General features: G+C 64.0%; 30 protein-coding genes and 1 riboswitch. Of the genes, 17 read left to right on the top strand and 13 right to left on the bottom strand.

Features of this window, described 5'->3' with window-relative positions; genetic code table 11:
• Window positions 1–131 precede the first annotated feature (131 nt).
• The 8 genes from ACFPTO_RS20020 to ACFPTO_RS19985 all read right to left on the bottom strand — a co-directional run bounded on the left by ACFPTO_RS20020 (window position 132) and on the right by ACFPTO_RS19985 (window position 3,138).
• Window positions 132–692, bottom strand: coding sequence for a carboxymuconolactone decarboxylase family protein (locus ACFPTO_RS20020; protein ID WP_377714042.1), 561 nt, complete (start codon window positions 690–692; stop codon window positions 132–134).
• Between the two features lie 49 nt (window positions 693–741).
• Entirely contained in the window at window positions 742–1,011 is a 270-nt protein-coding gene (locus ACFPTO_RS20015; protein WP_377714040.1) for a GDCCVxC domain-containing (seleno)protein, read from the bottom strand.
• Window positions 992–1,546 carry an RNA polymerase sigma factor gene (locus ACFPTO_RS20010; protein WP_377714038.1) on the bottom strand — a complete coding sequence of 185 codons (555 nt, stop codon included), beginning with the start codon at window positions 1,544–1,546 and terminating at the stop codon, window positions 992–994. Before ACFPTO_RS20010 ends, ACFPTO_RS20015 begins: the two co-directional genes overlap by 20 nt.
• A 3-nt stretch (window positions 1,547–1,549) precedes the next feature.
• Window positions 1,550–1,759 (bottom strand): YgaP family membrane protein, encoded by a 210-nt coding sequence (locus ACFPTO_RS20005; RefSeq protein WP_377714036.1) that lies wholly within the window; start codon window positions 1,757–1,759, stop codon window positions 1,550–1,552.
• A gap of 209 nt (window positions 1,760–1,968) precedes the next feature.
• Window positions 1,969–2,142: a hypothetical protein gene (locus tag ACFPTO_RS20000; protein ID WP_377714034.1), complete on the bottom strand. Its 174-nt coding sequence runs from the start codon at window positions 2,140–2,142 to the stop codon at window positions 1,969–1,971.
• A 154-nt stretch (window positions 2,143–2,296) separates the two neighbouring features.
• The gene (locus ACFPTO_RS19995; protein ID WP_377714032.1) at window positions 2,297–2,431 is read right to left on the bottom strand and encodes a hypothetical protein; all 135 of its coding nucleotides are present in this window, start codon (window positions 2,429–2,431) and stop codon (window positions 2,297–2,299) included.
• 144 nt (window positions 2,432–2,575) lie between these two features.
• Window positions 2,576–2,872 (bottom strand): type II toxin-antitoxin system RelE/ParE family toxin, encoded by a 297-nt coding sequence (locus ACFPTO_RS19990; protein ID WP_377714030.1) that lies wholly within the window; start codon window positions 2,870–2,872, stop codon window positions 2,576–2,578.
• Complete coding sequence (locus tag ACFPTO_RS19985; RefSeq protein WP_377714028.1) at window positions 2,869–3,138, bottom strand: ribbon-helix-helix domain-containing protein; 270 nt, start codon at window positions 3,136–3,138, stop codon at window positions 2,869–2,871. The genes ACFPTO_RS19990 and ACFPTO_RS19985 overlap by 4 nt, the downstream gene beginning before the upstream one ends.
• 302 nt (window positions 3,139–3,440) lie before the next feature.
• Between ACFPTO_RS19985 and ACFPTO_RS19980 the strand changes: the two genes are divergently transcribed.
• The gene (locus tag ACFPTO_RS19980; protein ID WP_377714026.1) at window positions 3,441–3,683 is read left to right on the top strand and encodes a hypothetical protein; all 243 of its coding nucleotides are present in this window, start codon (window positions 3,441–3,443) and stop codon (window positions 3,681–3,683) included.
• A gap of 147 nt (window positions 3,684–3,830) precedes the next feature.
• Window positions 3,831–4,406 (top strand): hypothetical protein, encoded by a 576-nt coding sequence (locus tag ACFPTO_RS19975; protein ID WP_377714025.1) that lies wholly within the window; start codon window positions 3,831–3,833, stop codon window positions 4,404–4,406.
• A 61-nt stretch (window positions 4,407–4,467) separates the two neighbouring features.
• Here ACFPTO_RS19975 and ACFPTO_RS19970 read toward each other — a convergent pair whose 3' ends face one another.
• A complete protein-coding gene (locus tag ACFPTO_RS19970; RefSeq protein ID WP_377714080.1) occupies window positions 4,468–5,187 on the bottom strand; it encodes a FadR/GntR family transcriptional regulator in 720 nt (239 codons plus the stop codon).
• Window positions 5,188–5,304: 117 nt separating this feature from the next.
• Between ACFPTO_RS19970 and dgoD the strand changes: the two genes are divergently transcribed.
• Window positions 5,305–6,453, top strand: coding sequence for a galactonate dehydratase (gene dgoD / locus ACFPTO_RS19965; RefSeq protein WP_377714023.1), 1,149 nt, complete (start codon window positions 5,305–5,307; stop codon window positions 6,451–6,453).
• A gap of 281 nt (window positions 6,454–6,734) precedes the next feature.
• Window positions 6,735–7,034 (top strand): hypothetical protein, encoded by a 300-nt coding sequence (locus tag ACFPTO_RS19960; protein WP_377714022.1) that lies wholly within the window; start codon window positions 6,735–6,737, stop codon window positions 7,032–7,034.
• A gap of 41 nt (window positions 7,035–7,075) precedes the next feature.
• Here ACFPTO_RS19960 and ACFPTO_RS19955 read toward each other — a convergent pair whose 3' ends face one another.
• Window positions 7,076–8,002 carry a CopD family protein gene (locus ACFPTO_RS19955; protein ID WP_377714020.1) on the bottom strand — a complete coding sequence of 309 codons (927 nt, stop codon included), beginning with the start codon at window positions 8,000–8,002 and terminating at the stop codon, window positions 7,076–7,078.
• Between the two features lie 499 nt (window positions 8,003–8,501).
• Between ACFPTO_RS19955 and ACFPTO_RS19950 the strand changes: the two genes are divergently transcribed.
• From ACFPTO_RS19950 to ACFPTO_RS19935, 4 genes are all read left to right on the top strand, one after another.
• Window positions 8,502–9,272 (top strand): c-type cytochrome, encoded by a 771-nt coding sequence (locus tag ACFPTO_RS19950; RefSeq protein ID WP_377714018.1) that lies wholly within the window; start codon window positions 8,502–8,504, stop codon window positions 9,270–9,272.
• Between the two features lie 22 nt (window positions 9,273–9,294).
• The gene (locus tag ACFPTO_RS19945; protein ID WP_377714017.1) at window positions 9,295–10,599 is read left to right on the top strand and encodes a c-type cytochrome; all 1,305 of its coding nucleotides are present in this window, start codon (window positions 9,295–9,297) and stop codon (window positions 10,597–10,599) included.
• 264 nt (window positions 10,600–10,863) lie between these two features.
• The gene (trhA, locus tag ACFPTO_RS19940) at window positions 10,864–11,484 is read left to right on the top strand and encodes a PAQR family membrane homeostasis protein TrhA (RefSeq protein WP_377714015.1); all 621 of its coding nucleotides are present in this window, start codon (window positions 10,864–10,866) and stop codon (window positions 11,482–11,484) included.
• 227 nt (window positions 11,485–11,711) lie between these two features.
• On the top strand, window positions 11,712–13,316 hold the full coding sequence (locus ACFPTO_RS19935; RefSeq protein WP_377714014.1) for a DEAD/DEAH box helicase: 1,605 nt from the start codon (window positions 11,712–11,714) through the stop codon (window positions 13,314–13,316).
• 249 nt (window positions 13,317–13,565) lie between these two features.
• Here the strand turns inward: ACFPTO_RS19935 and ACFPTO_RS19930 are convergent, their stop codons facing one another.
• Window positions 13,566–14,399, bottom strand: a complete 834-nt coding sequence (locus tag ACFPTO_RS19930) for a ferritin-like domain-containing protein (protein ID WP_377714012.1) — start codon at window positions 14,397–14,399, stop codon at window positions 13,566–13,568.
• A 581-nt stretch (window positions 14,400–14,980) separates the two neighbouring features.
• Between ACFPTO_RS19930 and ACFPTO_RS19925 the strand changes: the two genes are divergently transcribed.
• Complete coding sequence (locus ACFPTO_RS19925; RefSeq protein ID WP_296658469.1) at window positions 14,981–15,178, top strand: hypothetical protein; 198 nt, start codon at window positions 14,981–14,983, stop codon at window positions 15,176–15,178.
• 267 nt (window positions 15,179–15,445) lie between these two features.
• Here the strand turns inward: ACFPTO_RS19925 and ACFPTO_RS19920 are convergent, their stop codons facing one another.
• Window positions 15,446–15,841 (bottom strand): hypothetical protein, encoded by a 396-nt coding sequence (locus ACFPTO_RS19920; protein ID WP_377714010.1) that lies wholly within the window; start codon window positions 15,839–15,841, stop codon window positions 15,446–15,448.
• A gap of 185 nt (window positions 15,842–16,026) precedes the next feature.
• Here ACFPTO_RS19920 and ACFPTO_RS19915 point away from each other — a divergent pair, with 185 nt between their 5' ends.
• Window positions 16,027–16,713 (top strand): HAD family hydrolase, encoded by a 687-nt coding sequence (locus tag ACFPTO_RS19915; RefSeq protein ID WP_377714008.1) that lies wholly within the window; start codon window positions 16,027–16,029, stop codon window positions 16,711–16,713.
• 19 nt (window positions 16,714–16,732) lie between these two features.
• Here ACFPTO_RS19915 and ribB read toward each other — a convergent pair whose 3' ends face one another.
• Window positions 16,733–17,464, bottom strand: a complete 732-nt coding sequence (gene ribB / locus ACFPTO_RS19910; protein WP_377714006.1) for a 3,4-dihydroxy-2-butanone-4-phosphate synthase — start codon at window positions 17,462–17,464, stop codon at window positions 16,733–16,735.
• Between the two features lie 174 nt (window positions 17,465–17,638).
• Window positions 17,639–17,829, bottom strand: a riboswitch (FMN riboswitch).
• A gap of 539 nt (window positions 17,830–18,368) precedes the next feature.
• On the opposite strand from ribB, the gene miaB reads away from it, so the two are divergent.
• The 7 genes from miaB (at window position 18,369) to glyQ (ending at window position 26,382) form a co-directional block, all read left to right on the top strand.
• Window positions 18,369–19,742, top strand: coding sequence for a tRNA (N6-isopentenyl adenosine(37)-C2)-methylthiotransferase MiaB (gene miaB / locus ACFPTO_RS19905; protein ID WP_377714004.1), 1,374 nt, complete (start codon window positions 18,369–18,371; stop codon window positions 19,740–19,742).
• Between the two features lie 33 nt (window positions 19,743–19,775).
• A complete protein-coding gene (locus ACFPTO_RS19900) occupies window positions 19,776–20,879 on the top strand; it encodes a PhoH family protein (protein ID WP_377714002.1) in 1,104 nt (367 codons plus the stop codon).
• A 25-nt stretch (window positions 20,880–20,904) separates the two neighbouring features.
• Window positions 20,905–21,396, top strand: a complete 492-nt coding sequence (ybeY, locus tag ACFPTO_RS19895; RefSeq protein WP_377714000.1) for an rRNA maturation RNase YbeY — start codon at window positions 20,905–20,907, stop codon at window positions 21,394–21,396.
• A 26-nt stretch (window positions 21,397–21,422) separates the two neighbouring features.
• Entirely contained in the window at window positions 21,423–22,169 is a 747-nt protein-coding gene (locus ACFPTO_RS19890; protein ID WP_377713998.1) for a gamma-glutamylcyclotransferase, read from the top strand.
• Window positions 22,170–22,361: 192 nt separating this feature from the next.
• On the top strand, window positions 22,362–23,255 hold the full coding sequence (locus tag ACFPTO_RS19885) for an HlyC/CorC family transporter (RefSeq protein ID WP_296658451.1): 894 nt from the start codon (window positions 22,362–22,364) through the stop codon (window positions 23,253–23,255).
• 140 nt (window positions 23,256–23,395) lie between these two features.
• Window positions 23,396–25,117, top strand: a complete 1,722-nt coding sequence (lnt, locus tag ACFPTO_RS19880) for an apolipoprotein N-acyltransferase (protein WP_377713996.1) — start codon at window positions 23,396–23,398, stop codon at window positions 25,115–25,117.
• A gap of 257 nt (window positions 25,118–25,374) precedes the next feature.
• Complete coding sequence (glyQ, locus tag ACFPTO_RS19875) at window positions 25,375–26,382, top strand: glycine--tRNA ligase subunit alpha (protein ID WP_296658447.1); 1,008 nt, start codon at window positions 25,375–25,377, stop codon at window positions 26,380–26,382.
• The last annotated feature ends 14 nt before the right edge of the window (window positions 26,383–26,396 follow it).

Below are 26,396 nucleotides of genomic sequence, written 5' to 3'. Positions count from 1 at the left end.
GTTGTAAAAGAAGCCGCTGATCCGAAAGGGTTAGCGGCTTTTTCTTTGTCTGTCGCTTTGCGCGCAATCAGTGCGTGGCCCAATGCGGCGTGCCCAATGCGTGCCGACAGATCGCAATTCTGGCGACAGCGTCAACCCACCTTGTAAGCCGCAAATCTCGAATCGACTTCGGTCCCGAATGCGTGATTGGAATAATTGCTCAGAACCTTAACAGAGACGGCCAGGATGATGTAAAGCACATCCTGCTCCTTATAGCCGGCATCGAGAAAGGCGGCGACCTTGCCTTCGCCCGGTTTGCCGAGCGTACGAACGATGTCTTGAGTCAGACCGAACAGCGCGGCCAGCCTCGCATCCGGGATGGGCTGGCCGTTGCGAATGGCCTGCAGGACCGGGGCGGGCACCCCCGACATCTTGTCGGCAATCATGCTGTGAGCTGCCGTGCAATAGGCGCAGCCATTAACCTGGCTCACTGCCAGAAAGACAACCTCCTGCTCCGCCGGGGAAAAGCCGGACTCTCCCCGGAACAGTCCGTAGCCGTGCAGATACGTGTCGAGAACCGCCGGAACATTGGCCATGTTGGCATACATGTTGGGGATGAAACCAACCTGTTTGCGAGCCGTGTCCAGTATCTCTTTCTGCTTGCCTTCTGCAGATGCATGGTCAACAGCGGCAAGCGTTTTGATGTAAGGCATGTTCATCTCCATGGATGAGATAAATAGGATGACCGCATTTCAATCGCGGTCAGTTGGCACGAGTGCCGTAACAGCGGTGCGCCAGCTGGATGGGAGGGCATTTCATCGAGCCGTAGCTGCAAAAGACGCAGCAGTCGCCCGGAGACGGACGAAGCTGTACATGACACCTCTCGCACTCGTAAAAGAACAAACACGCGTCCGTGGGCATGTCGAGTTCGACGGCATGGCCGCATGCCGGACAGGTCAGTGTCGAGCGCAATCGAGCGTCAGTTGAGCCGGGTTGGGGATTGTTCACGCATTCATCTCCTGCCGCCTTCATGCGGAGCGAGGTCTGGGCCCAGCATGTACTCGCGCACCAGTTCCCGCGCGCGATGCAACCGGCTTTTGACGGCGCCCTGCGGCTCGCCCAGACGCTCCGCAATCTCGGCAATCGTCAACTCTTCGAAATCGCGTAGCAGCACAACTTCCAGGTAGTGCGCAGGCAACGATTCCAGGGCGTTGGCGAGGTCCACGCGTAGCGCGTCGTCGCTACGGTGGGCGAGCAACTCCTCAGCAGCCTCTTCCGGCAACGGGTCGTGCCTGAACATCATCCGTTGAAGCCTGCGGCATTCGCGCTTGATGACTGTGAACAGCCAGGCGGAGAACGCAGCCGCCGCCTTGAGACCCTTCACCTTACGCGAGATGATAAGCAGCGACTCTTGCACGGCATCGTCGACATCGCTGGCGTGGCAGTGCTTGTATGCATAACGCCGGGCGTCGGCCTGACATACGGCGAGCAGACTTGAGATAGCAGCACGGTCGCCCGTCTGTGCGGCCAGTATCAAGTTGTCCCGCTCGATCCCGCTCTTTGCCACGGCTTAGTGTCCCTTGTCCAGTTTGCGCCCCACCATCGCACACATGGGGCAAAAGCCAATCAGGCCGCTCATGGCCAGCATCGCGCCCACGATGCCCGCGCCGATGGCCAGGCTTGAACCACCCCAGTTCATGACGGCAAAGCCCAGGCTCATCAGGCCCATGATGGCACGCAGGGCGCGCTCCCAGTTCGGAACGTTCTTCACATAGAACATGGCAATTTCCTTTGTCGGTGTTTGAGGACAGTCCTCGCAGACCAAGAGGCATCCACCAGGCAAAACGGTTCGCCGAAAATGAAAAAAATGCGCGTTCGTGTTGCTATCCACCGACTGCGGCACCGCAACCAGCGAGGGTAGCGAGCTTGCGAAATTTGACTTGCTTATTGCGCACCGGAAGGCGCTTTGAAGATGTTCAGACAAGAGGGTCAAAAACGCGTGGTCAATGCCGTGAGCCATGCAGGAGAATGACTCACCAGCCGGGCTTCGATGGTTTTGTCGGCCCCGCTCAGGATAAGCACTGCGATAGCCACCATGATGGCACCCATGGCAATCTTGCCGGTCTTCCCCGCCAGCATCAGCTTGCCGCGCATTTTCGCCATGGCGTGTTGCGCCTAAAAATCAGGCAAAGCATGTGCATACGAGGCGAGGCGAGGCGAGGCGAGGCGAGGCAAAGCTTACCATTTGCCTTCTATTTGTTACGCATTCCTCTATGTTTGGTGCGCAATGCGGGGCAGCAGATGTGTCCGCTTTTTCCTAAACCGACTTCAGTCCGTACCAGACGCCACGCCCACTGCCGTGCAGCTCCAAATGTCCGCGCTCGATCAGGTCGCGAAAGTGCAGCTTCAAGGTGTTGCGATTGCTGCCTGTCAGCCTGATCGCCTCGGCCATCGTGATGCGGCCATACTCACGGGCAAACTCGACGATCTGTAAGGACAGCGCTGGCAGTGACCATCAAGCAATGCCCCGGCCACGGACATCATCATTGCCTCAGCCGCTCAACTTCCGCCAGGAATGCAGGAGTGAACCCTGCAATCAGGGATTCAATGTCGCGGACCTGAGCTCGACGGCGAGCACAACAATGCCATCTGGCACGATGTCATAGATCACGAAGTGTTGCCGTGCGGGCACCATCAAGAAAGGTGCCGAGCGAAGCTGCCGCAAGCGGCCATCCTCCGGCCTGACAGCCACCCGCTGTATCGCAGCGTACACATCATCAAGATATCGGTCGGCCACCGCTTCGCCCCATTCGCGGGTGGAGCGCACATGAATTCGACGCAGCTCGAGTGCGGCGTGGCGGGTCAGGAATAATCGGGCGGCAGATTCCGTCATTGCCAGCCCTCGGCCTCCTTGCGATCCAGCAAAGCCATGTCGGCCTTGAAATCCCCGGTCGACGCAAAGACGCGGCCCGCGGCAAGATCACGGTAGCCTGCAAGGATGGCTTCTTGTAGAAACTGGCCTTCGCGCTTCTCCATATCGCGCCTGATGAGGTCGCGCACATACTCGCTAGGCGTCTCATAGAGACCTGTTTCGCCAACCATCCGGCTCACAAACTCAGCCAGGGGCTGGGACAGACGAGCATTGATGCGTTCTGACACAGGAAACCTCGCTGGCTCATTCACGAAAAAACTGTCGCACAGATCGCGGCTTTATTCGCATCTATCGCACCACGCCAGACCAGCGTCCTACTCGATCAGCGGCTTCAGTAGGTGGCGATAGTGCCCCACTCCCTCCACGCGGTCTCTCACCTACTTCGCGTCAACCGTTATCGCACCCGTTCTGACGGCGACAGCGGGAGCTATTTCCACAGCTGGTTAGAGCCCGCCGCTTTTCTTTCATAATGCTTTCATCGACAATCCATAAGCTATTCAAAAGCAATCGGCATTTTTGGATACGCGTGATGGAAAATTCCACGAGAAACCCCGTAAGGTTAATAAATTTATTTTTATTAACCATATTTTCAATAGCCAGCTTCAATGCCACATCCGCAGCCATGAAAAATGATCTTTCACCGACGGAATCCACTGAAAAATCCATCTTCGCCAACACCCCAAGCATCGATTTTGAATGGAAAACGCTTAAGAGCGGCGACATCAACTTCGAACGTGGAGCGCTGATGATAAAAGCCCGAGAGGAAATTTAAGGGCGCGAGGTAAAATTTCAGCTAGACACGGGCACCCCCGTAAGTCCCCTTTATGAAATTGCCGTAACCGAACAACTCGGAGAGAAGTACACCAAAACTGATGCAGTCGAATTTTGCCTCACTTTTTCTGATTCTTACAGGAGATGCATGCCGTTCTTCTATATGAGATCTCTTGGCAAGAGGGCTAACGAAACAAATCCTTTACCAACGCTTGGCACACTCGGTCTCGATTTTTTCAAGTCTCAGCCGGTCGCCATCGATTTCCCTGCAAAAAAAATATATTTCTTCTCCGAGAAAACAGTCGACGAAATCCGCTCAAATCCAGGAGCATCCTTTCTGACATTCAAATCCGAATATAAAAATATACGCGACAAGATTTTCATCCCGTTCAAAATTGGCACGACAGTTCAATACGCAATATTCGATACTGGAAGCAGCGAGACGGAATTGTATTTGCCGCCTGACGAATGGGAAAAATTGCAAGCCACACACTGCCGTGGCCAAAATCATGAAACGCTTATTGTCGAGGCGTGGGGAAAGCCGCTGACGCTGTGGAGGCAACCGGCAAACTGCTCTATCGAAATCGCGAACGCCAAATTCAACGTTAGTGAGATTTATACATCGCCGGATAGCGGGTTTCCTGCGATGTTAGGCAACGCCCTCTTCCTCAACAAGGTTGTTGTGATCGACACTGCAAGACACCTCTTTGGTGTCTTGCAGTAAGTAAGCATCCAGCAGAAAAGAGGCGCAAAAAGCGCTCGAACGCCCCCCCAACCGCCACCAATCACCCCTCGATCCGCTCCCGCGTCGTGCGCAACAATTCCGCCATCGCCGATGTCGCGCGCGACGCATCGCGACACGCAATCGCATCCAACACAGCCGTGTGCTCAGGCAGCGCGGCGTTGAACACCTCCGCGCGCGTCGCATTCACACGCAACTGCCCTTCAAGCGTGCGGGCAATCAGCGCGCCGAGCGGCACGAGCAGTTCATTGCGACACGCCGCGAGCATGGCAAGGTGAAAGCGCAGATCGGCGCGCACCCATTCGTCGACGTTACGCGCGCCCACCATCGCGCTATGCGCTTCACGCAGAACCGCCAGCGCATCGGCATCGTGCGCGCTCGCCGCCAATCCAGCAGCGAACGGCTCGACCATCTCGCGCATCTCCTGAAGCTTGAGCGCGAACGCGAGCGGCGGCGCAACGCCCGCGTACCAGTCGAGCACGTCGGCATCGAGCAGGTTCCACGCTTCGCGCGCACGCACGCGTGTGCCCACGCGCGGACGCGATTCCACCAGCCCCTTCGACGTGAGCGTGCGTAGCGCTTCGCGCAGCACGGTGCGGCTGACGTCGAACATATCCATGAGTTCGGCCTCGCGCGGCAGCACTTGCGCGGGCGCGTAGTCGCCGCGCAGGATCGCGCTACCGAGTTCGAATGCCACTGTGCCGTGCAGATCGCGCTGAATCGCCGTTCTCCTCGAATGCCGTTGCGGTCCACATGCCCAGATAATGGGACCCTAAACGAAATAATACTATTAATAGCACTTAACAGCAGCTTTTGAAGTAGCATGAACGCCGAAGACGCGTAACCCACGCGCGCCGCACCCGATACCGGAGACACCGCCATGAAAATCACCAGGCTCGAAACGTTCGTCGTCCCGCCTCGCTGGCTCTTCCTGAAGATCGAAACCGACGAGGGCATCGTCGGCTGGGGCGAGCCGATCGTCGAGGGTCGCGCGCACACGGTCGAAGCCGCCGTCCACGAACTCGCCGACTATCTGGTCGGCAAGGATCCGCGCCACATCGAGGATCACTGGCAAGTCATGTATCGCGCGGGTTTCTATCGCGGCGGGCCGGTTTCGATGAGCGCGATTGCGGGCATCGATCAGGCGCTCTGGGACATCCTCGGCAAGCATCACGGCGTGCCCGTTCATGCGCTGCTGGGCGGCCAGGTGCGCGACCGGATCAAGGTCTATTCGTGGATCGGCGGCGACCGTCCGCACGACGTCGCGAACAACGCGCGCGCGGTGGTCGAACGCGGCTTCAAGGCCGTGAAAATGAACGGTTCGGAAGAACTGCAGATCATCGATACCTTCGACAAGGTCGAAGGCGTGATCGCCAATGTCGCCGCCGTGCGCGAGGCGGTCGGGCCGCACGTGGGCATCGGCGTCGATTTCCATGGCCGCGTCCACAAGCCGATGGCCAAGGTGCTCGCGAAGGAACTCGATCCGTACAAGCTCATGTTCATTGAAGAGCCCGTGCTCTCCGAAAACGTCGAGGCGCTGCGCGACATCGTCAACCAGACCAGCACGCCAATCGCGCTCGGCGAGCGGCTCTACTCGCGCTGGGACTTCAAGCACATCCTCTCGGGCGGCTATGTGGACATCATCCAGCCCGACGCTTCGCACGCGGGCGGCATCAGCGAATGCCGCAAGATCGCCGCCATGGCCGAAGCCTACGACGTCGCGCTCGCGCTGCATTGCCCGCTCGGTCCGATTGCGCTCGCGGCCTGCCTGCAGATCGACGCCGTGAGCTACAACGCCTTCATCCAGGAGCAGAGCCTCGGCATTCACTACAACAAGGGCAACGATCTGCTCGACTACATCCGCAATCCGGGCGTGTTCGCGTACGAGGATGGATTCGTGTCGATACCGCAGGGACCGGGTCTCGGCATCGACGTGAACGAGGAGCAAGTGCGCGAGATGGCGAAGACCGGCCACCGCTGGCGCAATCCCGTGTGGCGTCACGCGGACGGCAGCGTCGCCGAGTGGTGACAGGCGTGATGACCGGCCTCAACCGCGCGCGCGGCGTCGAGCGACGCTGTCTGCAAGTCGCGTTTCAGCGCCGAAACGTTTAAGGCCGGTTCGAAGCCGATTCGCCGCGTGACGCCATCGAGCGCACGCGGCGATTGTCTTCATGCGCACATAAAACCATCGCCGCTAGCCCCGCCGCTTATGATCCGTCGCGCGCGAGGCGCCAATGGACCGCGACCGGCGCCGTGCTGGCGTAGTCCTTGCTGAATCCCCAAGACCCATTGCGCGTTACAGGGATTCATATGGACACGATGCTCCCGGACTATCTGCTCCGCGAACAGGCCGCCGTCGGCGCGCTGGTCGTCTTCGGCATCATGCGTGTGATCGTTGCGGCAATCGCCCGCGCGCACGGCTGGCGCATCCTCGCCGTCGAACATGCGTTCATCGGCGTTGCGGTGCTGTGGTGCGCGCCGCAACTGCTCGATCTGTTGTGGGATCCCTCTTCCGTGTCTGCGCTCGCCGAACTCGAAGGCAAGGCCGCCGGGTGCGCTATCGCCCTCTTCTTCTCGCCGATTCTCAGTCACCGGCTCGGCTACGAGTGAGGCCGCGGCATGTTGCCTTCGCGGCCTTCGGAATTCACGTATCAGCCGTGCAACACGTAGGCCGGCACGCTGCGCGCGAGCACGGCCGCCAGCATGAGCACGCCGATCATCACGATCGCTTCCAGGTGAAGCACGTTCACGAAGCGGCGCGCCGCCGCCGTCGAAGCCGCGCGTCGCAGCTGCGCCATGGCGACGATCCGGTTATAGCCGCCCATCATGAGTGCGAGCGCCACGAGCCCCGCCTTGAACAGCAGCACGTGGCCCCACGAACTGCCGGTCAGCGCGGCGAGTGATCCGCCGGAGCCGCGCACGGCATTGAACACGCCGGTCGCGAACATGAAGCCCACCAAGAACATCGCCACGTTCGACACCTGCATCGACGTGCGGATCAGGATGCCGCGCGCCGTCGACGCACCGAGCGCCGGCAGCACGGCAAATCCGCCCGCGAGGACGATGCCGCCCCACGCGCTCGAGCTCAGGACGTGCAGCGCGTGCATGCCGAGCGCGGCCGAGGCGAAGCCCGAATCGGCGGCATGGCCGAGCGCCGCGCGCCCAAGCGCGATGACGACGAGCGCGATCCAGAGCACGCCGTCGCGCACACCGCCGGACCTGAGGAATGCCGTCACGACCAGCACGAGCGCGCCGCCAGCGGCGACGCCCCACGCTTGCCCGACGTGCGTCTGCGTGAGCACCGTCGACACGATGCCGAACGCGGCAGGCAGGCGCTCACCGCTCATCGACGCACTTTCGTAGAGCAGCCACATCGCCAGCGCGATCACGAGCACGATGGCCGCCGCGCGCAGCGAGCGTTGTGCGCGCAGCCATGCCGCATGAGCGGGCGAGACGGGGCGATGCCCATCCCTTTCGAGCCATGCGCCGTAGAGCGCCGAGCCCACGGCGAATGCGTACGCAACGTTGATGAGGGCGGCCATCGCGACCTGCCCGATCCAGAGCCAGTCGGGTTTCATCGGGCCGTCGCCTCCACGCGTTCACGCAACGAAAAGAGGTACGCGGGGCAGGCGCGCCGCATCGAACGGCAAAGTGCAATTGGAGTCATCGAGACCAGTGGCAAAGAAGCAACATGAAACATGAGTACATAGGCATCGAAGCAAACATCGAAGAAAGCGCAAATTAAACAGCGGCGAGCCACGCGATGCGCCCCGTTCGAAAGGCATCCCCCGCATGGCTCCAACGCGGATTCGGGCACGCGGGCGCCGAACAAACGCGTGCCACGGATCCGGCAACCGGTGCAGAATGATACCGGCTGATTCCGGCGATAGCGCTCCGGGTTGTTGCATTGGCGTTCGGGTAAGCCCTTGCACGGTCGGCGCGGCATGTGCGACAAATGGTCGCCGCAAGACGGCGATGATAGAATTTCGCGTCGCCGCAGTGCGCAAGGCCAGCAGATTTCAGCGCGCGCAGCCTGGAAGCCGGGTCGTTCGAAGCCCGGTCAGGTCCACGATAAAGATGGAGTTAAGCGTGTTCCCAAGACGCCTCTTCCGACCGCTCATTCCGCTCGCCGCGCCCCTGGGAGCATTGCTGGTATTCGGGGCGACCGGCGTTTTCAACACGGCGCACGCACAGACGCCGCAACCGAAGGCCCCACAAACCAAGGCCCCGGACACGATCGAAGCGCGCGTGCGGGGCTGTGCCGCCTGCCACGGCAAACAAGGCCAGGGTTCGGACAACGATTACTTCCCGCGGCTCGCCGGCAAACCGGTCCAGTATCTGTTCAACCAGCTGGTGAATTTTCGCGAGGGGCGCCGCAAGTACCCTCCGATGAACTACCTGGTCACCTATCTCTCCGACGACTACCTGCGCGAGATCGCGACGCACTTCTCGCAGCAGCGTCCGCCCTATCCGCCGCCCGCCGCACCGACGGTCGCCGCGAGCAAGCTTGCCCGCGGCAGCAACATCGTCCTGCACGGCGACCCGGCGCGGCAGGTTCCCGCCTGCGCGGCATGTCACGGCGAGAAGCTGACCGGCATGGAACCGGCGATTCCGGGTCTCGTCGGCCTGCATGCGGACTACATCAGCGCGCAGATCGGCGCATGGCGCTCGGGTTCGCGGCGTGCCATCGCACCGGACTGCATGCATGCGATCGCCACGCGTCTCTCCGACGAAGACGTGAGTGCGGTCGCCGCCTGGCTCTCCACGCAGCCCGCTCCGCAAAATCCCGTGCCCGCACCGGCGGGCTCGTTGAAGACACCGCTCGCTTGCGGCAGCGAGCCGCAATAAGGCGCCTGGGGGAGACAGCCAAATGAAACGCAAGTCCCTGTTCGCTCTTTCCGCGGCCATCGTCGCCGTGGTCGGTGCAGTTGCGGCACTCGCGCCGGTGCTGTGGTCCGGCCTCGACGCGCTGCACATCGGCGAGGCGCTCGCAGCCGGGCCCACCGACGAGGCCAACCTCATCAAACGCGGCGAATACCTCGCCCGCGCCGGCGACTGCTTCGCCTGCCACACCGTGCGCGGCGGCAAGCTGTTCGCGGGCGGCCTCGCGATGGCGACGCCGTTCGGCACGCTCTACACGCCGAACATCACGCCCGACGATCAATACGGCATCGGCAAGTGGAGCGCCGACGACTTCTATCGCGCGATGCACACCGGCCACTCGAAGGACGGCAGCCTGCTCTATCCGGCGTTCCCGTTCGCGAGCTACACGAAAGTCACGCGCGCCGACGTGGATGCGCTCTACGCGTTCCTGCGCTCGGTGCCGCCCGCGAACGTGCCAAGCCGCCCACACGAGCTGCGCTTTCCGTTCAGCAACCGCAACCTGCTGATCGGCTGGCGCACGCTGTTCTTCCGCGAAGGCGAGTTCGCACCCGATCCGACCAAGTCGGTCGAGTGGAACCGCGGCGCGTATCTCGTCGACGGCCTCGGCCACTGCGCGATGTGCCACACCTCGATCAACATGGTGGGCGGTCCGGTCAACTCGGCGGCATTCGGCGGCGGGCTGATCCCGCTGCAGAACTGGTATGCGCCTTCGCTCACGTCTGGCGAAGGCGGGCTCGGCGACTGGGACATCAAGGACATCGTGAGCCTGCTGCGGACCGGCGTCTCGCAGCGCGGCGTGGTGTTCGGCCCGATGGCGGACGTGGTCCACAACAGCTTGCAGTACCTCTCGGACGAAGACATCCGCGCGATGGCGACGTACCTGAAGACCCTCCCGCAAAAGAGCGAGGCGCCCGAGACGACGCAGATGGAGACGTCGGAAGCCTTCGGCGGCGAACTGCTGCAGCAAGGCGAGAAGATCTATCGCGACCAGTGCGCGAAGTGCCACGCGGACAACGGCCTCGGCATGCCGCCGAACTACCCGCCGCTCGCGAACAACCAGTCGATCCAGATGCATTCGGCCGTGAACCCGATCCGCATGGTGCTCAACGGTGGCTATCCGCCGAGCACGGACCGCAATCCGCGGCCCTACGGCATGCCGCCGTTCGCGCAGTCGCTGTCGAACCAGGAGGTCGCAGCCGTGGTCACGTTCATCCGCATGTCCTGGGGCAACAAGGGCAGGCCGGTATCGCCGCAACAGGTGGCCGAGCTGCGCTCCGCGCCGCTCGACTGACGCTGCGACCGCAGATTGGGGCCACAGCGCCGACGGCAAACCCATCTAAGTCGTTACTGATATAGTTGCGTAGTGGCATCTGCCTGACAGGGCGCAGCCTGCCGAACATCGCGGGTTGCGCCCTTCGCTATTTCGGGCCCGGATTGTGCGGCACGCTTCAGTGCCCGGCTTTTGTGCCCTGGCACACAGCGGCATCGTGCCGTTCGTGGTGGCATAGAGGCGGCATCCAGGTGCCGTACGGGCGCAGAAAAACAAGGAGTGGCTATGCACGCTGGTGAGCGTCTGAACAGCATTACTCACCTCGTGGGCGCAATGCTGTCGATAGTGGGCCTCGTGTCGCTCGTGACGATCGGCGCGCTCGATCACGATGCGTACAAGGTCGTGAGCTTCGCAGTCTACGGCGCGATGCTGTTCACGCTGTACACGATTTCGACGCTTTATCACGGTGTGCGCGGGCCGCGTCTGAAGGCAATTCTTCAGAAGTGCGACCACTCGGCCATCTATCTGCTGATCGCGGGCAGCTATACTCCGTTCACGCTTGTCACGCTGCGTGGGCCGTGGGGCTGGTCGCTGTTCGGAGTGAGCTGGGGACTGGCCGTCTTCGGCATCGCGCAGGAACTCACCATCGGCCGGCGCACGCGCGCGCTTTCGATGGTCCTGTATGTCGTGATGGGCTGGCTCGCGGTCGTCGCGGTCCGCCCGTTGCTCGAAGCGTTGCCGCCCGGCGGCACCGCGTGGCTACTGGCCGGCGGCATCATCTATAGCGTCGGCATTTATTTTTTCATCAACGACGAACGCATCCGGCACGGACACGGTATCTGGCACTTGTTCGTGCTCGCAGGAAGCGTCTGTCAATTCGTCAGCGTCGCGCGCTACGTCGCGTAACGCGTCTTTTGCGAAGCCATCGCGCGGCCGCCGCAGTGTCCGCGGCCCCGCGATGCAACTTAACGCCAGCCGGCGCATCTAGATAGATCGCCGACAATGCGGCGCGCGCACTGGCGCGCCGTCCCGTAACGCGAGAAGGCCGGGATGCCGGGTCCGCCCTGTGTCCCGTGGCGCGCGCATGTGCGCTGCGCCTTGCCGCCCGCGCCACCGCAATAAAACGAGTGTCTATGTCTTTTGATTCTCTCGGCTTGTCCGAACCGCTAATCCGCGCCGTCAACGAACTAGGCTATACCACCCCGACGCCCATCCAGCTGCAAGCCATCCCCGCCGTGCTGAACGGCGGCGATCTGCTCGCGGGCGCCCAGACGGGCACCGGCAAGACCGCCGGTTTCACGCTGCCAATCCTCCAGCGCCTCAATGAAATGCCGACCGCCGCGAACGGCAAGCGCGTCGTGCGCGCGCTCATTCTCACGCCGACGCGCGAACTCGCCGCCCAGGTCGAAGAAAGCGTGCGCGCCTACGGCAAATATTTGAAGCTCAAATCGACGGTGATGTTCGGCGGTGTCGGCATCAACCCGCAGATCGACGCGCTCAAGCGCGGCGTGGATATCGTCGTCGCCACGCCCGGGCGTCTGCTCGATCACATGCAGCAAAAGACGATCGACCTCTCGCAGCTCGAAATCCTCGTGCTCGACGAAGCCGACCGCATGCTCGACATGGGCTTCATCCACGACATCAAGCGCGTGCTCGCGAAGCTGCCGCCCAAGCGCCAGAACCTGCTGTTCTCGGCCACCTTCGCCGACGAAATCAAGGCGCTCGCCGACAGCCTGCTCGATTCGCCCGCGCTGATCGAAGTCGCGCGCCGCAACACGACTGCGGAAACGGTCGCCCAGAAGATCCACCCCGTCGATCGCGACCGCAAGCGCGATCTGCTCACGCACCTGATCCGCCAGCACAACTGGTTCCAGGTGCTCGTCTTCACGCGCACGAAGCACGGCGCGAACCGGCTCGCCGAACAGCTCACGAAGGATGGCATCAGCGCGCTCGCGATTCACGGCAACAAGAGCCAGTCGGCGCGCACGCGCGCACTGAGCGAGTTCAAGGACGCCACGCTGCAGGTGCTCGTCGCCACCGATATCGCCGCGCGCGGCATCGACATCGACCAGTTGCCGCACGTCGTCAACTTCGATCTGCCGAACGTGCCCGAGGATTACGTCCACCGCATCGGCCGCACGGGACGCGCGGGCGCGACGGGCGAAGCGGTGTCGCTCGTGTGCGTCGACGAACTGCAACTGCTCAAGGACATCGAGCGGCTCATCAAGCGTGCCGTGCCGCAGGAAGTCATCGCGGGCTTCGAGCCGGACCCGAACGCGAAGCCCGAGCCGATCCAGCGGCGCAGCCAGGGCGGCGGCGCACGCGCGCCGCGCCAGGGGCAAGCGCAGGGGCAAGGGCAAGGACAGGCGCGCGGCGCCGCTCAACGCGGGCAAGGCGGCAAGCCGGCGCAGCCGCGCGGCGAGTCGCGTAACGGCGGGAATGGTGGCAACGGCGGTGGCAACGGCGGTAACGGCGGACGCGGACGCGGCGCGAATGGCGCAGGCAACGACGCGCGGCGCGCGGCGAAGCCTGCGGGCGGCGCACGTCCCGTGAAGGCACAAGGCCCGGGTGCCGGCGCTCAGCGCGCCGAGCACACGCGGCGAGAAGGCGCCCGCGATCACGATCGCTCGCGTGGCGCGGCACACGAAGGCGCAACCGGCCGCGCACCACGCAAACCGCAGACGAACCCCGGCGCGTTGCTGGGAGGCCGTCCGGGCAACGGCCCGCGCGAACGCTAAGCCTGATACGGCAGCGGGACGGCGTGAGCCGTCTCGCTCGTCGTTGTCGACCGCGTTCAGAGCGGCAGATCAAAGGCCGCTTCGCGCTTTGCGTCGATCAGGTGTGCAGCATCAGGAAAGCCCCAGGCGGTCGGCTTCGCCGATTGGCTTTTCCGCTCGCATTGCCGTTGCGCCAGCCGTGCCGCGCAAACGAAAAGGCCCGCAGTGTGGCGGGCCTGCGGGCTGCACGTGGGCTGCACGCGCGGTGCGTCAGCGAAAGAACACGTGCTGCGTGATCTTCGCGAGCGGATAGTGCACGCCGGGCTGGATCTTCGCCGGGATATCGAGCGGCTTGAGCAGCATCTTCACGCACATATCGGCGGAGAGATTGTGCCGCACGAGCCGGCTCACGCGCGCGGTCAGTTCGCGGTTGTAGACTGGATCGCTCACGCGCTCGGGATAGCGGATCGCAAACACGTGACGCAGCGCGATCTCCGAATCCTCGTTCTTGATCTCCATGACGCGGCGCAGCAGTGCACCCAGCACCGCCATCCGGCCGTGGCCCTCGATCTGGTTGTACTTCTTGAAGTAGTGGAAAAAGTGCTTGTAGTGGCGCACTTCGTCGGTGCGGATGTGGCCGGCGATCTCCTTGAGCACCGGCTCGTCGGAGCATTCGCCGATCGCCCGGTAGAGCGTGGCCGTGCCCGTCTCGACCACGCAGCGCGCAACCATTTCGAGCGCGCGCGTCTTCTCGAACTCCTCGAACGAACAGGTCTTCGAATATTCATCGAAGAAGTTGTAAAACGCGGTGTCCCAGTCGAAATCGGGCCACACGTACTGGATGTAGGTCTGTAGCGCGCGGCCGTGCTGAAGCTCCTCCGGTTCCCACTCGGTGGTGAGCCATTCGGAGACTTCCGGGTCGCCGTTGAAGAACACGCTCAGGTTGCTGGTGTACAGATCGGAGCCGCTTTCGATGAACGAGGATGCGCATAGCAGCAACAGCAGATCTTCGTTCACGGCGGCACGTTGGCGGTCGATACGCGTGAAATCGATGTCTTCGATTCGCCAGGGCATCTCATGGCCTGGCTCAATAGCGTCGCGCATTGTCTTGTTCTCCCGAAGCGGAGTCTGTGCTCGCACAGGGCGCAGCTTTCGATTCAAGAAGGCGGGTGCATAAGCGTGGTGAAAGGCACCACCCACCTTTAATTCATCTTAGCTGTTGTCTCGCGAGATTGCAGTCCGCGAGCACGGATCGCTACTCGCTCCCGCAGTTCCGGAAATAGACGCCTTGAACGTGCCCCGCAGCCGCCCGCGCGGGGCGATTGCACCGGCACGCCGCCGACGCGCAACGCACTTCGCCTTGTCGCGCCGCATCAAAAACCTGAAGTGAAATCAAGGTTTTAGCCGAGCGCCACACCCGCTTGCGGGCCGCATGGATGTCAATCAAAAAATTTTCGGAATGTGATTTGTAGAACGCTGTCTCGTTGACTAGACTCCAGTTCCCCGTCGCCGATCCTGGGCCGGACAGCGTTTGGCCTGTCCGGCCCGTCAGCCGAAACTGGCAGTGTATTTTCAGAGCGCGATCAGCACGGGTGCAGGCTTTCGCTCACACCACCGCATTTTGTCGCCGGGCCGCCCTGAGGGCCGCTTTCGCCGACTTCTGATGCGGCAACACGGAGAGAACGATGCTGAGTCCGCATGAATTCGCCACCCTGCTGCTAGTGAAGGACGCGCCGCACCAGATCGACATGGAGCGGGAAGAACTGGACGCCCTCCTCGAACGACAGCTCGTCCAGCTGGAGCGGCTGGCTTCCGGCCGGCAGCAATGGCGACTCACTGAAACCGGCAACTCCGCGTTACGCGCCATCAAACGGTGTACTTAGGCGGGCGGGGCCCTGGCGCCCCGTAAATCCGTCAACGCTTTCGACTTGCGCGGACACCGGGATTGTCCGCCGCAATGCCTTGTCGAGCGCATCCCCGATGCAGGCGCATCGCTGTAGCTGTACGCGCCTGCAGTGCATGGTCACGCGGACCCGCGCGCTTCATGCCCGCGTGACCACTTTTTCTTCCGCTCGTCCGTAGCCGTTGGCGGCGCGTTTGCCGCACGTCTGGTGCGCGTTCGCTCCGCGTTTGCGCCGCGTTTACTACGTTCAGCCCGCCCGCAAGGTGGGGTCGACCGACGCGCGCCACGACACGGCCAGCGCCCGCTGTTCGTTCAGGTAGGTCACCCACCGCTCGCGCGCCTGCGGATCGCTGCTCTTGCCGAGCGCCGTGTAGTGCTGCGCCAGCGCGGCCTGGAAGCCGCAGAACTGGTCCTGCGTGAGCTTGCCGCGACGATGCGCGACGAACGCGTCGAGCGTCGCGGAATAGACGGCCTGCGCGTCGGCGCCGAAATCGACCGGATGGCCGCCGCACATGCCCTGCAAGGCGGCGAACGACGGCGCCCGCCAGCCACCCTCGACACCCGGCGGCGTAATCGCACATCCCGCCAGCACCGCCACCGCGCCGATCATCGCAAGTCCACGCATGTATTTCCCCGTCTTCATCTGAGCAACCGATCACTGAATGTCGATGCGGCTATTGTCGCATTGCGTCGAGCGCGCCACAGATCGGCCATTCGGCCTGGCCGACCGGCCAACCCGCGCCGCGCGGGGCGCCGCCGCAAAAGCACGTATCATGGCGGCGTCACCCATTTCGCCAGCGCCTCGGCGCCCTGCTCTTCGTTTTACGCATGATCGACCATCTCATCTGCGACTGTGACGGCGTACTTGTCGACAGCGAAATCATCGCCGACCGCGTCCTGTTCGAAACGCTCACGCAGACCTTTCCCGGCATCGATTTCCGCGCCGCCGTGAAATCGGCCTTCGGCCAGCAAACCTCGCGCTTTCTGGAAGACGTCGCCGCGCACTTCGGTCTCACGATGCCCGCGGACTTCCTCACCACCATCGACCACAACGTCGACACCGCGCTGGCCGCGTCGGTGAGCCCGATCAACGGCGTGCGCGACGCGCTGCGCCAGATCCCGCTGCCGGCCGCCGTCGTGTCGAACAGCCGCATGGCGCGCGTGAGCGCATCGGTGCGCCGCGCCGGGCTCGACCCTCTCTTCGGCCCACGCGTGTTCAGCGCCGATCAGGTCGCCCGGCCCAAGCCTTACCCGGATGTCTACCTTTTCGCCGCCGAACGACTCGGCGTGGAACCGTCGCGGTGCCTCGTCGTGGAAGACAGCGTGTCCGGCCTGAACGCCGCGCGCGCGGCGGGGATGAAGACCATCGCGTTCGTCGGTGCAAGCCACATCCCGTCGGGCTATGCCGACGTGCTGCGCAAGATGGGCATCACCCGGATCATGGAACGGATGGATCAACTGCCCGCTCTCGTCCTGGCGGGCATGCGCGGCGAATTCGGCGATGTGCAGTCGTAGGCGGCGGGCACTCCCCGCTTCAGGCGGGTTCGGCGCAGCGCTCGCGCAACGCGGCGAGCGACTCGCGAAACTCCACGAGTTCCGCAATCGACAGCATCGGCAGGCCGTGCAGCTTCGCAAAGCGCTCGACCTGTTCTCCGCGCGCCATCGTGCCATCCGGGTTCATCAGTTCGCACAGCACGCCCGCTGGCGCGAGACCCGCGAGCGCGGCGAGGTCGACCGTGCCTTCGGTATGGCCTCGGCGCGCAAGCACCCCGCCGGGCTGCGCGCGCAGCGGGAAGACGTGACCCGGGCGCACGATGTCGGCAGGCACGGCATTCGGGGCAATGGCGGCGCGGATCGTCGTCACGCGGTCGACAGCCGATACGCCGGTGCTCACGCCATCGCGCGCCTCGATCGTGACCGTGAACGCCGTGCGGTTGCGGCTTTCGTTGTGCGGGACCATCGGCGGCAGTTCAAGCGCGCGCACTTTCTCGTCGGGCAGGCACAGGCAGACAATGCCGCTGCATTCGCGGATGAAAAGCGCCATCGTCTCGGTGGTCAGACGTTCGGCGGCGACGATCAGGTCGGCCTCGTCCTCGCGGTCGTGATCGTCCTGAAGCACGACCGGGCGGCCTTCGCGCATGGCCTGTAGCGCCGCGGCGATGCGCGGCGGCACCTGCGCCGCGTCGAGCAACTCGAGATCGTGAATCGCGTCGAGCGGTTGTTCGACAGCTGCGGCAGCAGCAAAAGCGGTGGGGGTAAAAGGCATGTGAAACGTCCTCGCAAAAGTTGGGCGAAAAACGTTTCAGGGCATTGCAAACAGACAGGACACCCTTGCCTGCGGACTCGGGACGCGCGCGAATTGCATATCTGACTGCACACCCGCAAAGGCGTGTTCGCGCACGGCCGCATAGCCGCAATGGCTGGGCGGGCATGACCATCTGCACATCTTCTTCCATCCGGACTCTGACCGTCGGCTCTGGCTTCGCACCAGATCTGCTGACCCTGCACGCCTGTGGCTCACACCACGGGACTGGAACGCTCGCGCAGGCGCTCGCGGGCTCGCTGGCCAAGCCTAATGGCTCGGGCCGGCATACCGCCGGTGGGGAATTTCACCCCGCCCTGAAGACGCACTGATTGCCGGATCAACCGGCTGGCAAAGCATACATCAGCCGTCTGCGATATGCAGAGTAACCACGACGACAGTGCGGCACAGTTGCACATGCAACGAAGGCGGCCATGCCGGGTGGCGAAACGGCCGCGCTCGCCCCGCGTGTCCCCCGCGTATGCCCCGTATGCGCCCCGTGTGCGCCCCGTGTGCGCCCCTTCCCGGGGCACGAAGCCGCGGAACGCAAACGGCTATAATGTCGGATTACGCTGAAAGGCGGCCCGGTAGCGTCGAAAATCGCGCATAAAAGTGCACGAAAGGCGCACCGAAAGCGCACCGAAAGCGCACGGAAAGTGCGCAAAATGCCGCATCGGAACCCGACAATCCGTTGCCGAAAAGCAAGCGCGAAGACCACCTGGACCGTGACGACCGCGAGGATTGTGGAAAGCGGCCGGAATGGCAATGCGGAGCTGCCGGCCGATTCAGCCCTCATTTTTTGACCGTAGTCCAGTGTTGCAGCAATGGACGACGCCCCCAGGTCAACCACTGCGAACGGCGAATCCAGATGACCAAGAAAGTTTATGTAAAGACCTTTGGCTGCCAGATGAACGAGTACGACTCCGACAAGATGGTCGACGTACTCGGCGCAAGCGAAGGCCTCGTGAAAACCGACACGCCCGAAGACGCGGACGTGATCCTCTTCAACACCTGCTCGGTGCGCGAAAAAGCGCAGGAGAAAGTCTTCTCCGACCTCGGCCGCGTGCGCGAGCTGAAGGAAGCGAAGCCGGGCTTGCTGATCGGCGTCGGCGGCTGCGTCGCGAGCCAGGAAGGCGCGGCGATCGTCGCGCGCGCGCCGTACGTGGACCTCGTGTTCGGTCCGCAGACGCTGCACCGCCTGCCGCAGTTGATCGACGCGCGCCGCGTTTCGGGACGCCCGCAGGTCGACATCTCGTTTCCCGAGATCGAAAAGTTCGACCATCTGCCGCCCGCTCGCGTGGAAGGCCCGAGCGCCTTCGTCTCGATCATGGAAGGCTGCAGCAAGTACTGCAGCTACTGCGTCGTGCCGTACACGCGCGGCGACGAAGTATCGCGCCCGCTCGACGACGTGCTTACCGAAATCGCCGGTCTCGCCGACCAGGGCGTGCGCGAAGTCACGCTGCTCGGCCAGAACGTCAACGCTTATCGCGGCGCGCTCACCGCGGGCTCGCACGACATCGCCGACTTCGCGACGCTGATCGAATACGTCGCCGACATCCCCGGCATCGAGCGCATCCGCTACACGACCTCGCATCCGAAGGAATTCACGCAGCGTCTGATCGACACCTACGCGAAGGTGCCGAAGCTCGTGAGCCACCTGCACCTGCCGGTGCAGCACGGCGCCGACCGCGTGCTGATGGCGATGAAGCGCGGCTACACGGTGCTCGAATACAAGTCGGTGATCCGCAAGCTGCGCGCGATCCGGCCGAACCTGTCGCTGTCCACCGACATCATCGTCGGCTTCCCGGGCGAAACCGACGAGGACTTCGCGAAGACGATGGCGCTCGTCGTCGAGATGAGCTACGACACGAGCTTCTCGTTCATCTACAGCCCGCGTCCCGGCACGCCCGCCGCGAACCTGCAGGACGACACGCCGCGCGAAGTGAAGCTCAAGCGCCTGCAACACCTGCAGGCGACGATCGAAGAAAACGTGCAGCGCATCAGCCAGTCGATGGTCGGCAAGATCGAGCGCATTCTCGTCGAAGGCCCCTCGCGCAAGGACCCGAACGAGCTGTCGGGCCGCACCGAGAACAACCGTGTCGTCAACTTCCCGGCCGCGCCCGAAACGCACGCGCGCCTGGTCGGCCAGATGATCGACGTGAAGATCGATCACGCGTATCCGCATTCGCTGCGCGGCGAACTCGTGCTCGCGCATGAAGACACGTCGGCGCTCCCGCACTGAGCAAGAGCCCCGAAACCGGAGTTCATCGATATCTTGAAGACCCAACAGCAGCATCTGGAATTCACCGCACCGCGCGACGACAATGCGCGGCTCGCGAATCTGTGCGGCCCGCTCGACGAAAATCTGCGGCAAATCGAACAGGCGCTCGACGTGACGCTGTCGCGCCGCGGCCACCGCATCACGATCCGCGGACGCGGCGCGAAACTCGCGCTCGCCGCGCTCGAAAACTTCTACAACCGCGCGCGCGATCCGATCTCCGTCGACGATATCCAGCTCGCGCTCGTCGAGGCCCGCCATCCCGGCAATCCGGCGAACGATCCGCGTAACAGCCGCAACGGCGGCATTGGCGGCAACGGCGAAAACGGCGGCGAGCCGATCGATCCGCGTTTTCGCGGCGACCCCGATCATCCGTTCGACGAGCCCGTCGGCGATCGCATCGACGCCGAAGAACCCGGCCCGAAGCTCTACACGCGCCGCGCCGACCTGCGCGGCCGCACGCCCGCGCAGCGCGAATACCTCAAGCAGATCATTTCGCACGACGTCACGTTCGGCGTCGGCCCGGCGGGCACCGGTAAGACCTATCTCGCGGTCGCCTGCGCCGTCGACGCGCTCGAACGCGACCAGGTCAAGCGCATCGTGCTCACCCGTCCGGCTGTCGAAGCGGGCGAGCGGCTCGGCTTCCTGCCGGGCGATCTCGCGCAGAAGGTCGATCCGTATCTGCGTCCGCTGTACGACGCGCTCTACGACCTGCTCGGTTTCGACAAGACGGCCAAGATGTTCGAGCGCCAGATGATCGAAATCGCGCCGCTCGCCTACATGCGCGGGCGCACGCTCAATCACGCGTTCATCATCCTCGACGAGGCGCAGAACACCACGCCCGAGCAGATGAAGATGTTCCTCACGCGCATCGGCTTCGGCTCGAAGGCGGTCGTAACCGGCGACACCACCCAGGTCGACCTGCCGCGCGGCCACAAGAGCGGCCTGATCGAAGCGCAGCAGGTGCTGGGCGATGTGCGCGGCATCGCGCTCACGCGCTTCACGAGTGCAGACGTCGTACGCCATCCGCTCGTCGCGCGTATCGTCGAGGCCTATGACGCCCACGCCAGGAAAGACGAAGGCAACGGCGACGCCCGCTGAACGTCAGGAACACCGTAAGCGCTTTATGGCCCCCACACCGAAACTCAAGCTGACCGTGCAGTTTCCCGCCGCGAAGGCGTTCGCCCAGCACAAGGCGGCGCTGCCGCGCGCAACCATCGCGACGTGGGTGAAGGCCGCGCTCTTCGCCGACGCGGAACTGACCGTGCGCTTCGTCGACGCCGAGGAAGGCCGCGCGCTCAACCGCACGTATCGCGGCAAGGACTACGCGACCAACGTCCTCACGTTCGCCTACGCGGAAAGCGAGGACGATCCGCTCACGGGCGACCTGATCCTGTGCTGCCCGGTGGTCGAGAAGGAAGCCGCCGAGCAGGGCAAGCCGCTCGCCGCCCACTACGCGCATCTGCTCGTGCACGGCACGCTGCACGCACAAGGGTACGATCACGAGGACGAGGCCGAAGCCGAAGAGATGGAAGGCATCGAAACGCAGATCCTCACCTCGCTCGGCTACCCGGACCCGTACCGCCCGGGTTCGCACCGCCCGGGTTCGCACCGCTAAGGCTACCGCTCGCCGCCCCGCACGACATGCGCGCAAAAGCATCCGACAAAATCCCCGAACTGCTGGCCGTTGATGGACCAGGCGCCGGCTCGGTTAGCAACTCCGTCAGCAACCCGGTCAGCCAACCAGGCAGCAAATCAGGCAACACCGCGCGCACGCCCTGCCCCGGCTATCCGCCCTTTCTCGGCGAATCGCGCGTGCTCACCGATGCCGAACTGCGCGCGTCGCTCGACTGCGCGCTCAAGGACTGGGACCGCACGAGCGACCTGTGGCTCTTCGGCTATGGCTCGCTGATCTGGAACCCTGGGCTGCCGACGGTCGAAAACGTCCGCGCGCGCGTGCACGGCTACCACCGCGGGCTCTATCTCTGGTCGCGCGTGAACCGCGGCACGCCCGAGCAGCCCGGCCTCGTGCTCGCGCTGGATCGCGGCGGCTCGTGCACCGGCGTAGCCTTCCGGCTTGCCGCGCAAGGCGTGATGCCGCACCTCGAAGCGCTGTGGCGGCGCGAAATGGTGATGGGTTCGTATCGGCCGGCGTGGCTGCCGTGCGCGCTCGCGAACGGGCAGCACGTGGCGGCGCTCGCCTTCGTCATGCGCCGCGACGTGCCCACTTACACCGGCAAGCTCACCGACGAAACCGTGCGCACCGTGTTCGGCTGCGCATCGGGCCGCTACGGAACGACCCTCGACTACGTGTTGCGCACGACGCAGGCGCTGCGCGAGAGCGGCATGCCCGACCGCGCGCTGGAGCATCTGCTCGCGCGCTGCGCCTGACGGCGGGCGCGCTTGGCGGTGCTTGGCGGTGCTTGGCGGCGCGTCGCCGCGCCGAGCGCACGGACATTATCTGCGTTACGATTGATTGACCGGCCTTACCGACACGGCGACACGGACGCGCCACGGTCATGTTGTATCCTTAACCATTCCGCAACAACGCGCCCAGCCCGGACAGGCCGAGGGCGCACCACCATGAACGACTCTTATCCCAGTCGACGACATACCGACAAACCGCAGGAAAAGCGCTCCCTTCTCGAGCGGCTGACCGACTTCATCTCGCCCGAGCCCGACTCGCGCGCCGAGCTTCTTGAAATCCTCCAGGACGCACACGAACGCAACCTGATCGACGCCGATTCGCTTTCGATGATCGAAGGCGTGTTCCAGGTGTCCGAACTGTGCGCGCGCGACATCATGGTGCCGCGCGCCCAGATGGACGCGATCAACATCGCAGAAACACCTGACGAATTCATCCCGTTCGTTCTGGACAAGGCGCACTCGCGCTATCCGGTCTACGACGGCAATCGCGACAACGTGATCGGCGTGCTGCTCGCGAAGGACTTGCTGCGCTACTACGCGCAAGAAGAATTCGACGTGCGCGGCATGCTGCGCCCGGCGGTGTTCATTCCGGAATCGAAGCGGCTCAATGTGCTGCTGCACGACTTTCGCGTGAACCACAACCACCTGGCCATCGTCGTCGACGAGTACGGCGGCGTCGCGGGCCTCATCACGATCGAGGACGTGCTGGAGCAGATCGTCGGCGATATCGAGGACGAGTACGATTTCGACGAGGAAAGCGGCAATATCATCGCCGCGCCGGACGGCCGTTTTCGCGTGCGCGCGCTCACCGAGATCGCGCAGTTCAACGAAACGTTCGGCACCGATTACTCGGATGAGGAAGTCGACACGATCGGCGGCTTCGTCACGCATCACTTCGGGCGCGTGCCGCATCGCGGCGAGAAAGCGCGCATCGGCAAGCTGATTTTCGAGGTACAGCGCGCCGACGCGCGTCAGGTGCACATGCTGCTCGTGCGGCGCGACCCGCTGGCCGGTCAGCGCGAGAGCGAGTTGCAGCCGCAAGGGACCTGAGCCCGGCCGGGGCCGGGCCTGGCCGCCCGGCTGGCGTCACCGAATCCGACGCACGAAAGTGCTATCGTTGCGCTCGCTGGCGCGCCCTGGGCGCCGCCGTAGCAGACATCGAGCAACCGCGCGAAGCGCAACCCGATCAAATGGCAGAACAGCTCCATTCCCCGACGCGCGAAAGTGCGCCCTCCGCCACGCCCGCCAGCACCAATGGCAGAAACGGCGCCGCGCGCCGCGCGCTGCCCGCCTGGCACTATCTCGCCGCCGCCGTGCTGGGCGCGCTGAGCACGGCGTCGTTCGCGCCGACGCCGCAAGGCGGCTGGCTCCAGATCGCGGTCTTCACGATCTTCTATCTGTGGCTCACGCGCACGACCGGCTGGAAGAGCGCGCTCTTCACCGGCTGGGCCTTCGGCTTCGGCAACTTCGTCACCGGAATCTGGTGGCTCTATGTGAGCATGCACGACTACGGCGGCATGCCCGCTGCGCTCGCGGGCAGCGCCGTCGTGCTGTTCTCGCTCTATCTCGGCCTGTATCCCGCACTCTCGGCCGGTCTGTGGTCGTTTTGCGCCGGGCACGCAAGCAACGGCCGCACGCAAGACCGGCCATTCTCACCGACCTGGCACGGCGCGTTCGCATTCGCCAGTGCGTGGGCGCTCTGCGAATGGGCGCGCGGCTACGTGTTCACGGGCTTTCCGTGGCTCGCGAGCGGCTACGCGCAGGTGGACGGCCCGCTCGCCGGTTTCGCGCCGATCGCGGGCGTGTACGGCGTCGGCTGGATGCTCGCGCTCGTCGCGGCATTGCTCGTACAGGCGCTCGTGCGCGCGCTGGATCCGCAACAGCGGTCTTCGCTCCGCGAACCGGACGCACTCCGCCGGTCGCCGCGCGCCGCCTTCGTCACGCCCGCGGTCGCGGCGCTGGCCGTCATCGTCGCCGGGCTGCTGTTGCCGCTCGTGTCGTGGACCGAGCCCGCCAACGCGCCGCTGAACGTGCGGCTGCTGCAGGGCAATCTGAAGCAGGAGATGAAGTTTACGGACGAGGGCATGAATACCGCGCTCGACGAGTTCCAGAAACTCATCACCGAAAAACCCGCCGATCTCGTCGTCACGCCGGAAACCGCGATTCCGGTGCTGGTGCAGGACATTCCCCGGCCGTTCGGGCTCGCCATTCGTCAGTTCGCCGATTCGACCGGCACGGCGATCCTGTTCGGCGCCGTGGGCGCTACCGTGACGCCGGACGGACGCGCCTACGACTTCACGAACAGCCTCTTCGGCATCACGCCAGGCCAGCCGGGCCTCTACCGCTACGACAAGCACCATCTCGTACCCTTTGGCGAATTCGTGCCGTGGGGCTTTCGCTGGTTCGTGAATCTCATGAACATTCCGCTCGGCGATTTCGCGCGCGGCGCGCCCGTGCAGCCGCCGTTCCTCGTCCATAACCAGCCGGTGGCTGTCAACATCTGCTACGAGGACATCTTCGGCGAAGAGATCGCGCGCAACGTGCGCGAGAATGCGGCCACGCCCGGCGTGCTGATCAACTCGACGAATCTCGCCTGGTTCGGCGACACCATCGCGCTCGACCAGCACCTGCAGATCGCGCGCATGCGCTCGCTCGAAACCGGCCGGCCGATGCTGCGCGCGACCAACACCGGCGCGACCGCCGCCATCGACGCCCGCGGCCGCGTGATCGCGCGCCTGCCCACCTACACGGCGGGTTCGCTCGACGTGCGCATCGAGGGCACGACGGGCTTCACGCCCTACGTGAGGAGCGGCAACAACACGGTGATCGCGGTTTCGCTCCTGATGCTCGCATTCGGCTTCGCATTCGGTCCCGCGCGGCGCGCTCGCCGCAAGGCGCGGGACGAGCAGTAAGGCACGCGGGCACCGCGCAAACACAACCCGCACCCAACCCGCACGCCGCGCAATACGGTCCCGAACCTCAACGCCCCGGCAATCCGGTAAAATTCAGCGTTTTAGCACCAGGCCGTTCCTGGCCAAGGTAGCTGGCCGAGGCAACCGGCCAGGGCAGCCGGGCGGCGCAGCACGAGTCGTAGCACAACTCGCAGCACAACTCGTTCGCGCGCCGCCGGAGCCGCCGCTTCCTGCCCCAAAGACACTGCAGGCACTTCATGCTCACGTTTCAGCAAATCATCCTGACGCTCCAGTCTTACTGGGACAAGCAGGGCTGCGCGCTGCTCCAGCCGATCGACATGGAAGTCGGCGCCGGCACGTCGCACGTCCACACCTTCTTGCGCGCAATCGGCCCCGAGCCGTGGCGCGCCGCCTACGTGCAGCCGTCGCGCCGCCCGAAGGACGGCCGCTATGGCGAAAACCCGAACCGCCTGCAGCACTACTACCAGTACCAGGTAGTGCTCAAGCCCGCGCCTGAAAACATTCTCGACCTGTACCTCGGCTCGCTCGAAGCGCTCGGCTTCGATCTGAAGCAGAACGACGTGCGCTTCGTCGAGGACGACTGGGAAAACCCGACGCTCGGCGCGTGGGGTCTCGGCTGGGAAGTGTGGCTCAACGGCATGGAAGTCACGCAGTTCACCTATTTCCAGCAGGTGGGCGGCCTCGACTGCAAGCCGGTGCTCGGCGAAATCACCTACGGTCTCGAACGCCTCGCGATGTATCTGCAGAAGGTCGAGAACGTCTACGACCTCGTCTGGACCGAGTGGGAAGAGCAAGGCCCGAACGGCCCCGAACTGCGCCGCCTCACCTATGGCGACGTCTATCACCAGAACGAAGTCGAGCAATCGACCTATAACTTCGAATACGCGAACGTCGACCTGCTGTTCACGTTCTTCAACGCGTACGAGAGCGAAGCGAAGCGCATGATGGAGCTTCAGCTCGCCCTGCCCGGCTACGAACTCGTGCTCAAGGCCGCTCACACGTTCAACCTGCTCGACGCGCGCGGCGCGATCTCGGTGACCGAGCGCGCGGCGTATATCGGCCGCATCCGCGCACTGTCACGCAGCGTCGCGCAGTCGTACTACGACTCGCGCGAGAAGCTCGGCTTCCCGATGCTCGGCAATCCGGTGCACGGCGTGCCTGGCCTCACCACCGACGAACAGGACGCCGCGATGCCCGCATGGGCGCCGCCGCTGAAGGTCGAACGCAAGCTCGACGAGGAATGACCGGATTTCCGACA

Origin of the sequence: Paraburkholderia denitrificans (genome assembly GCF_042655705.1) — a bacterium.
In the GTDB taxonomy this organism is placed as follows: domain Bacteria; phylum Pseudomonadota; class Gammaproteobacteria; order Burkholderiales; family Burkholderiaceae; genus Paraburkholderia; species Paraburkholderia denitrificans.
Note: the sequence above shows the minus strand (reverse complement) of the source record. Positions and strands in the feature narration are given on the sequence as shown.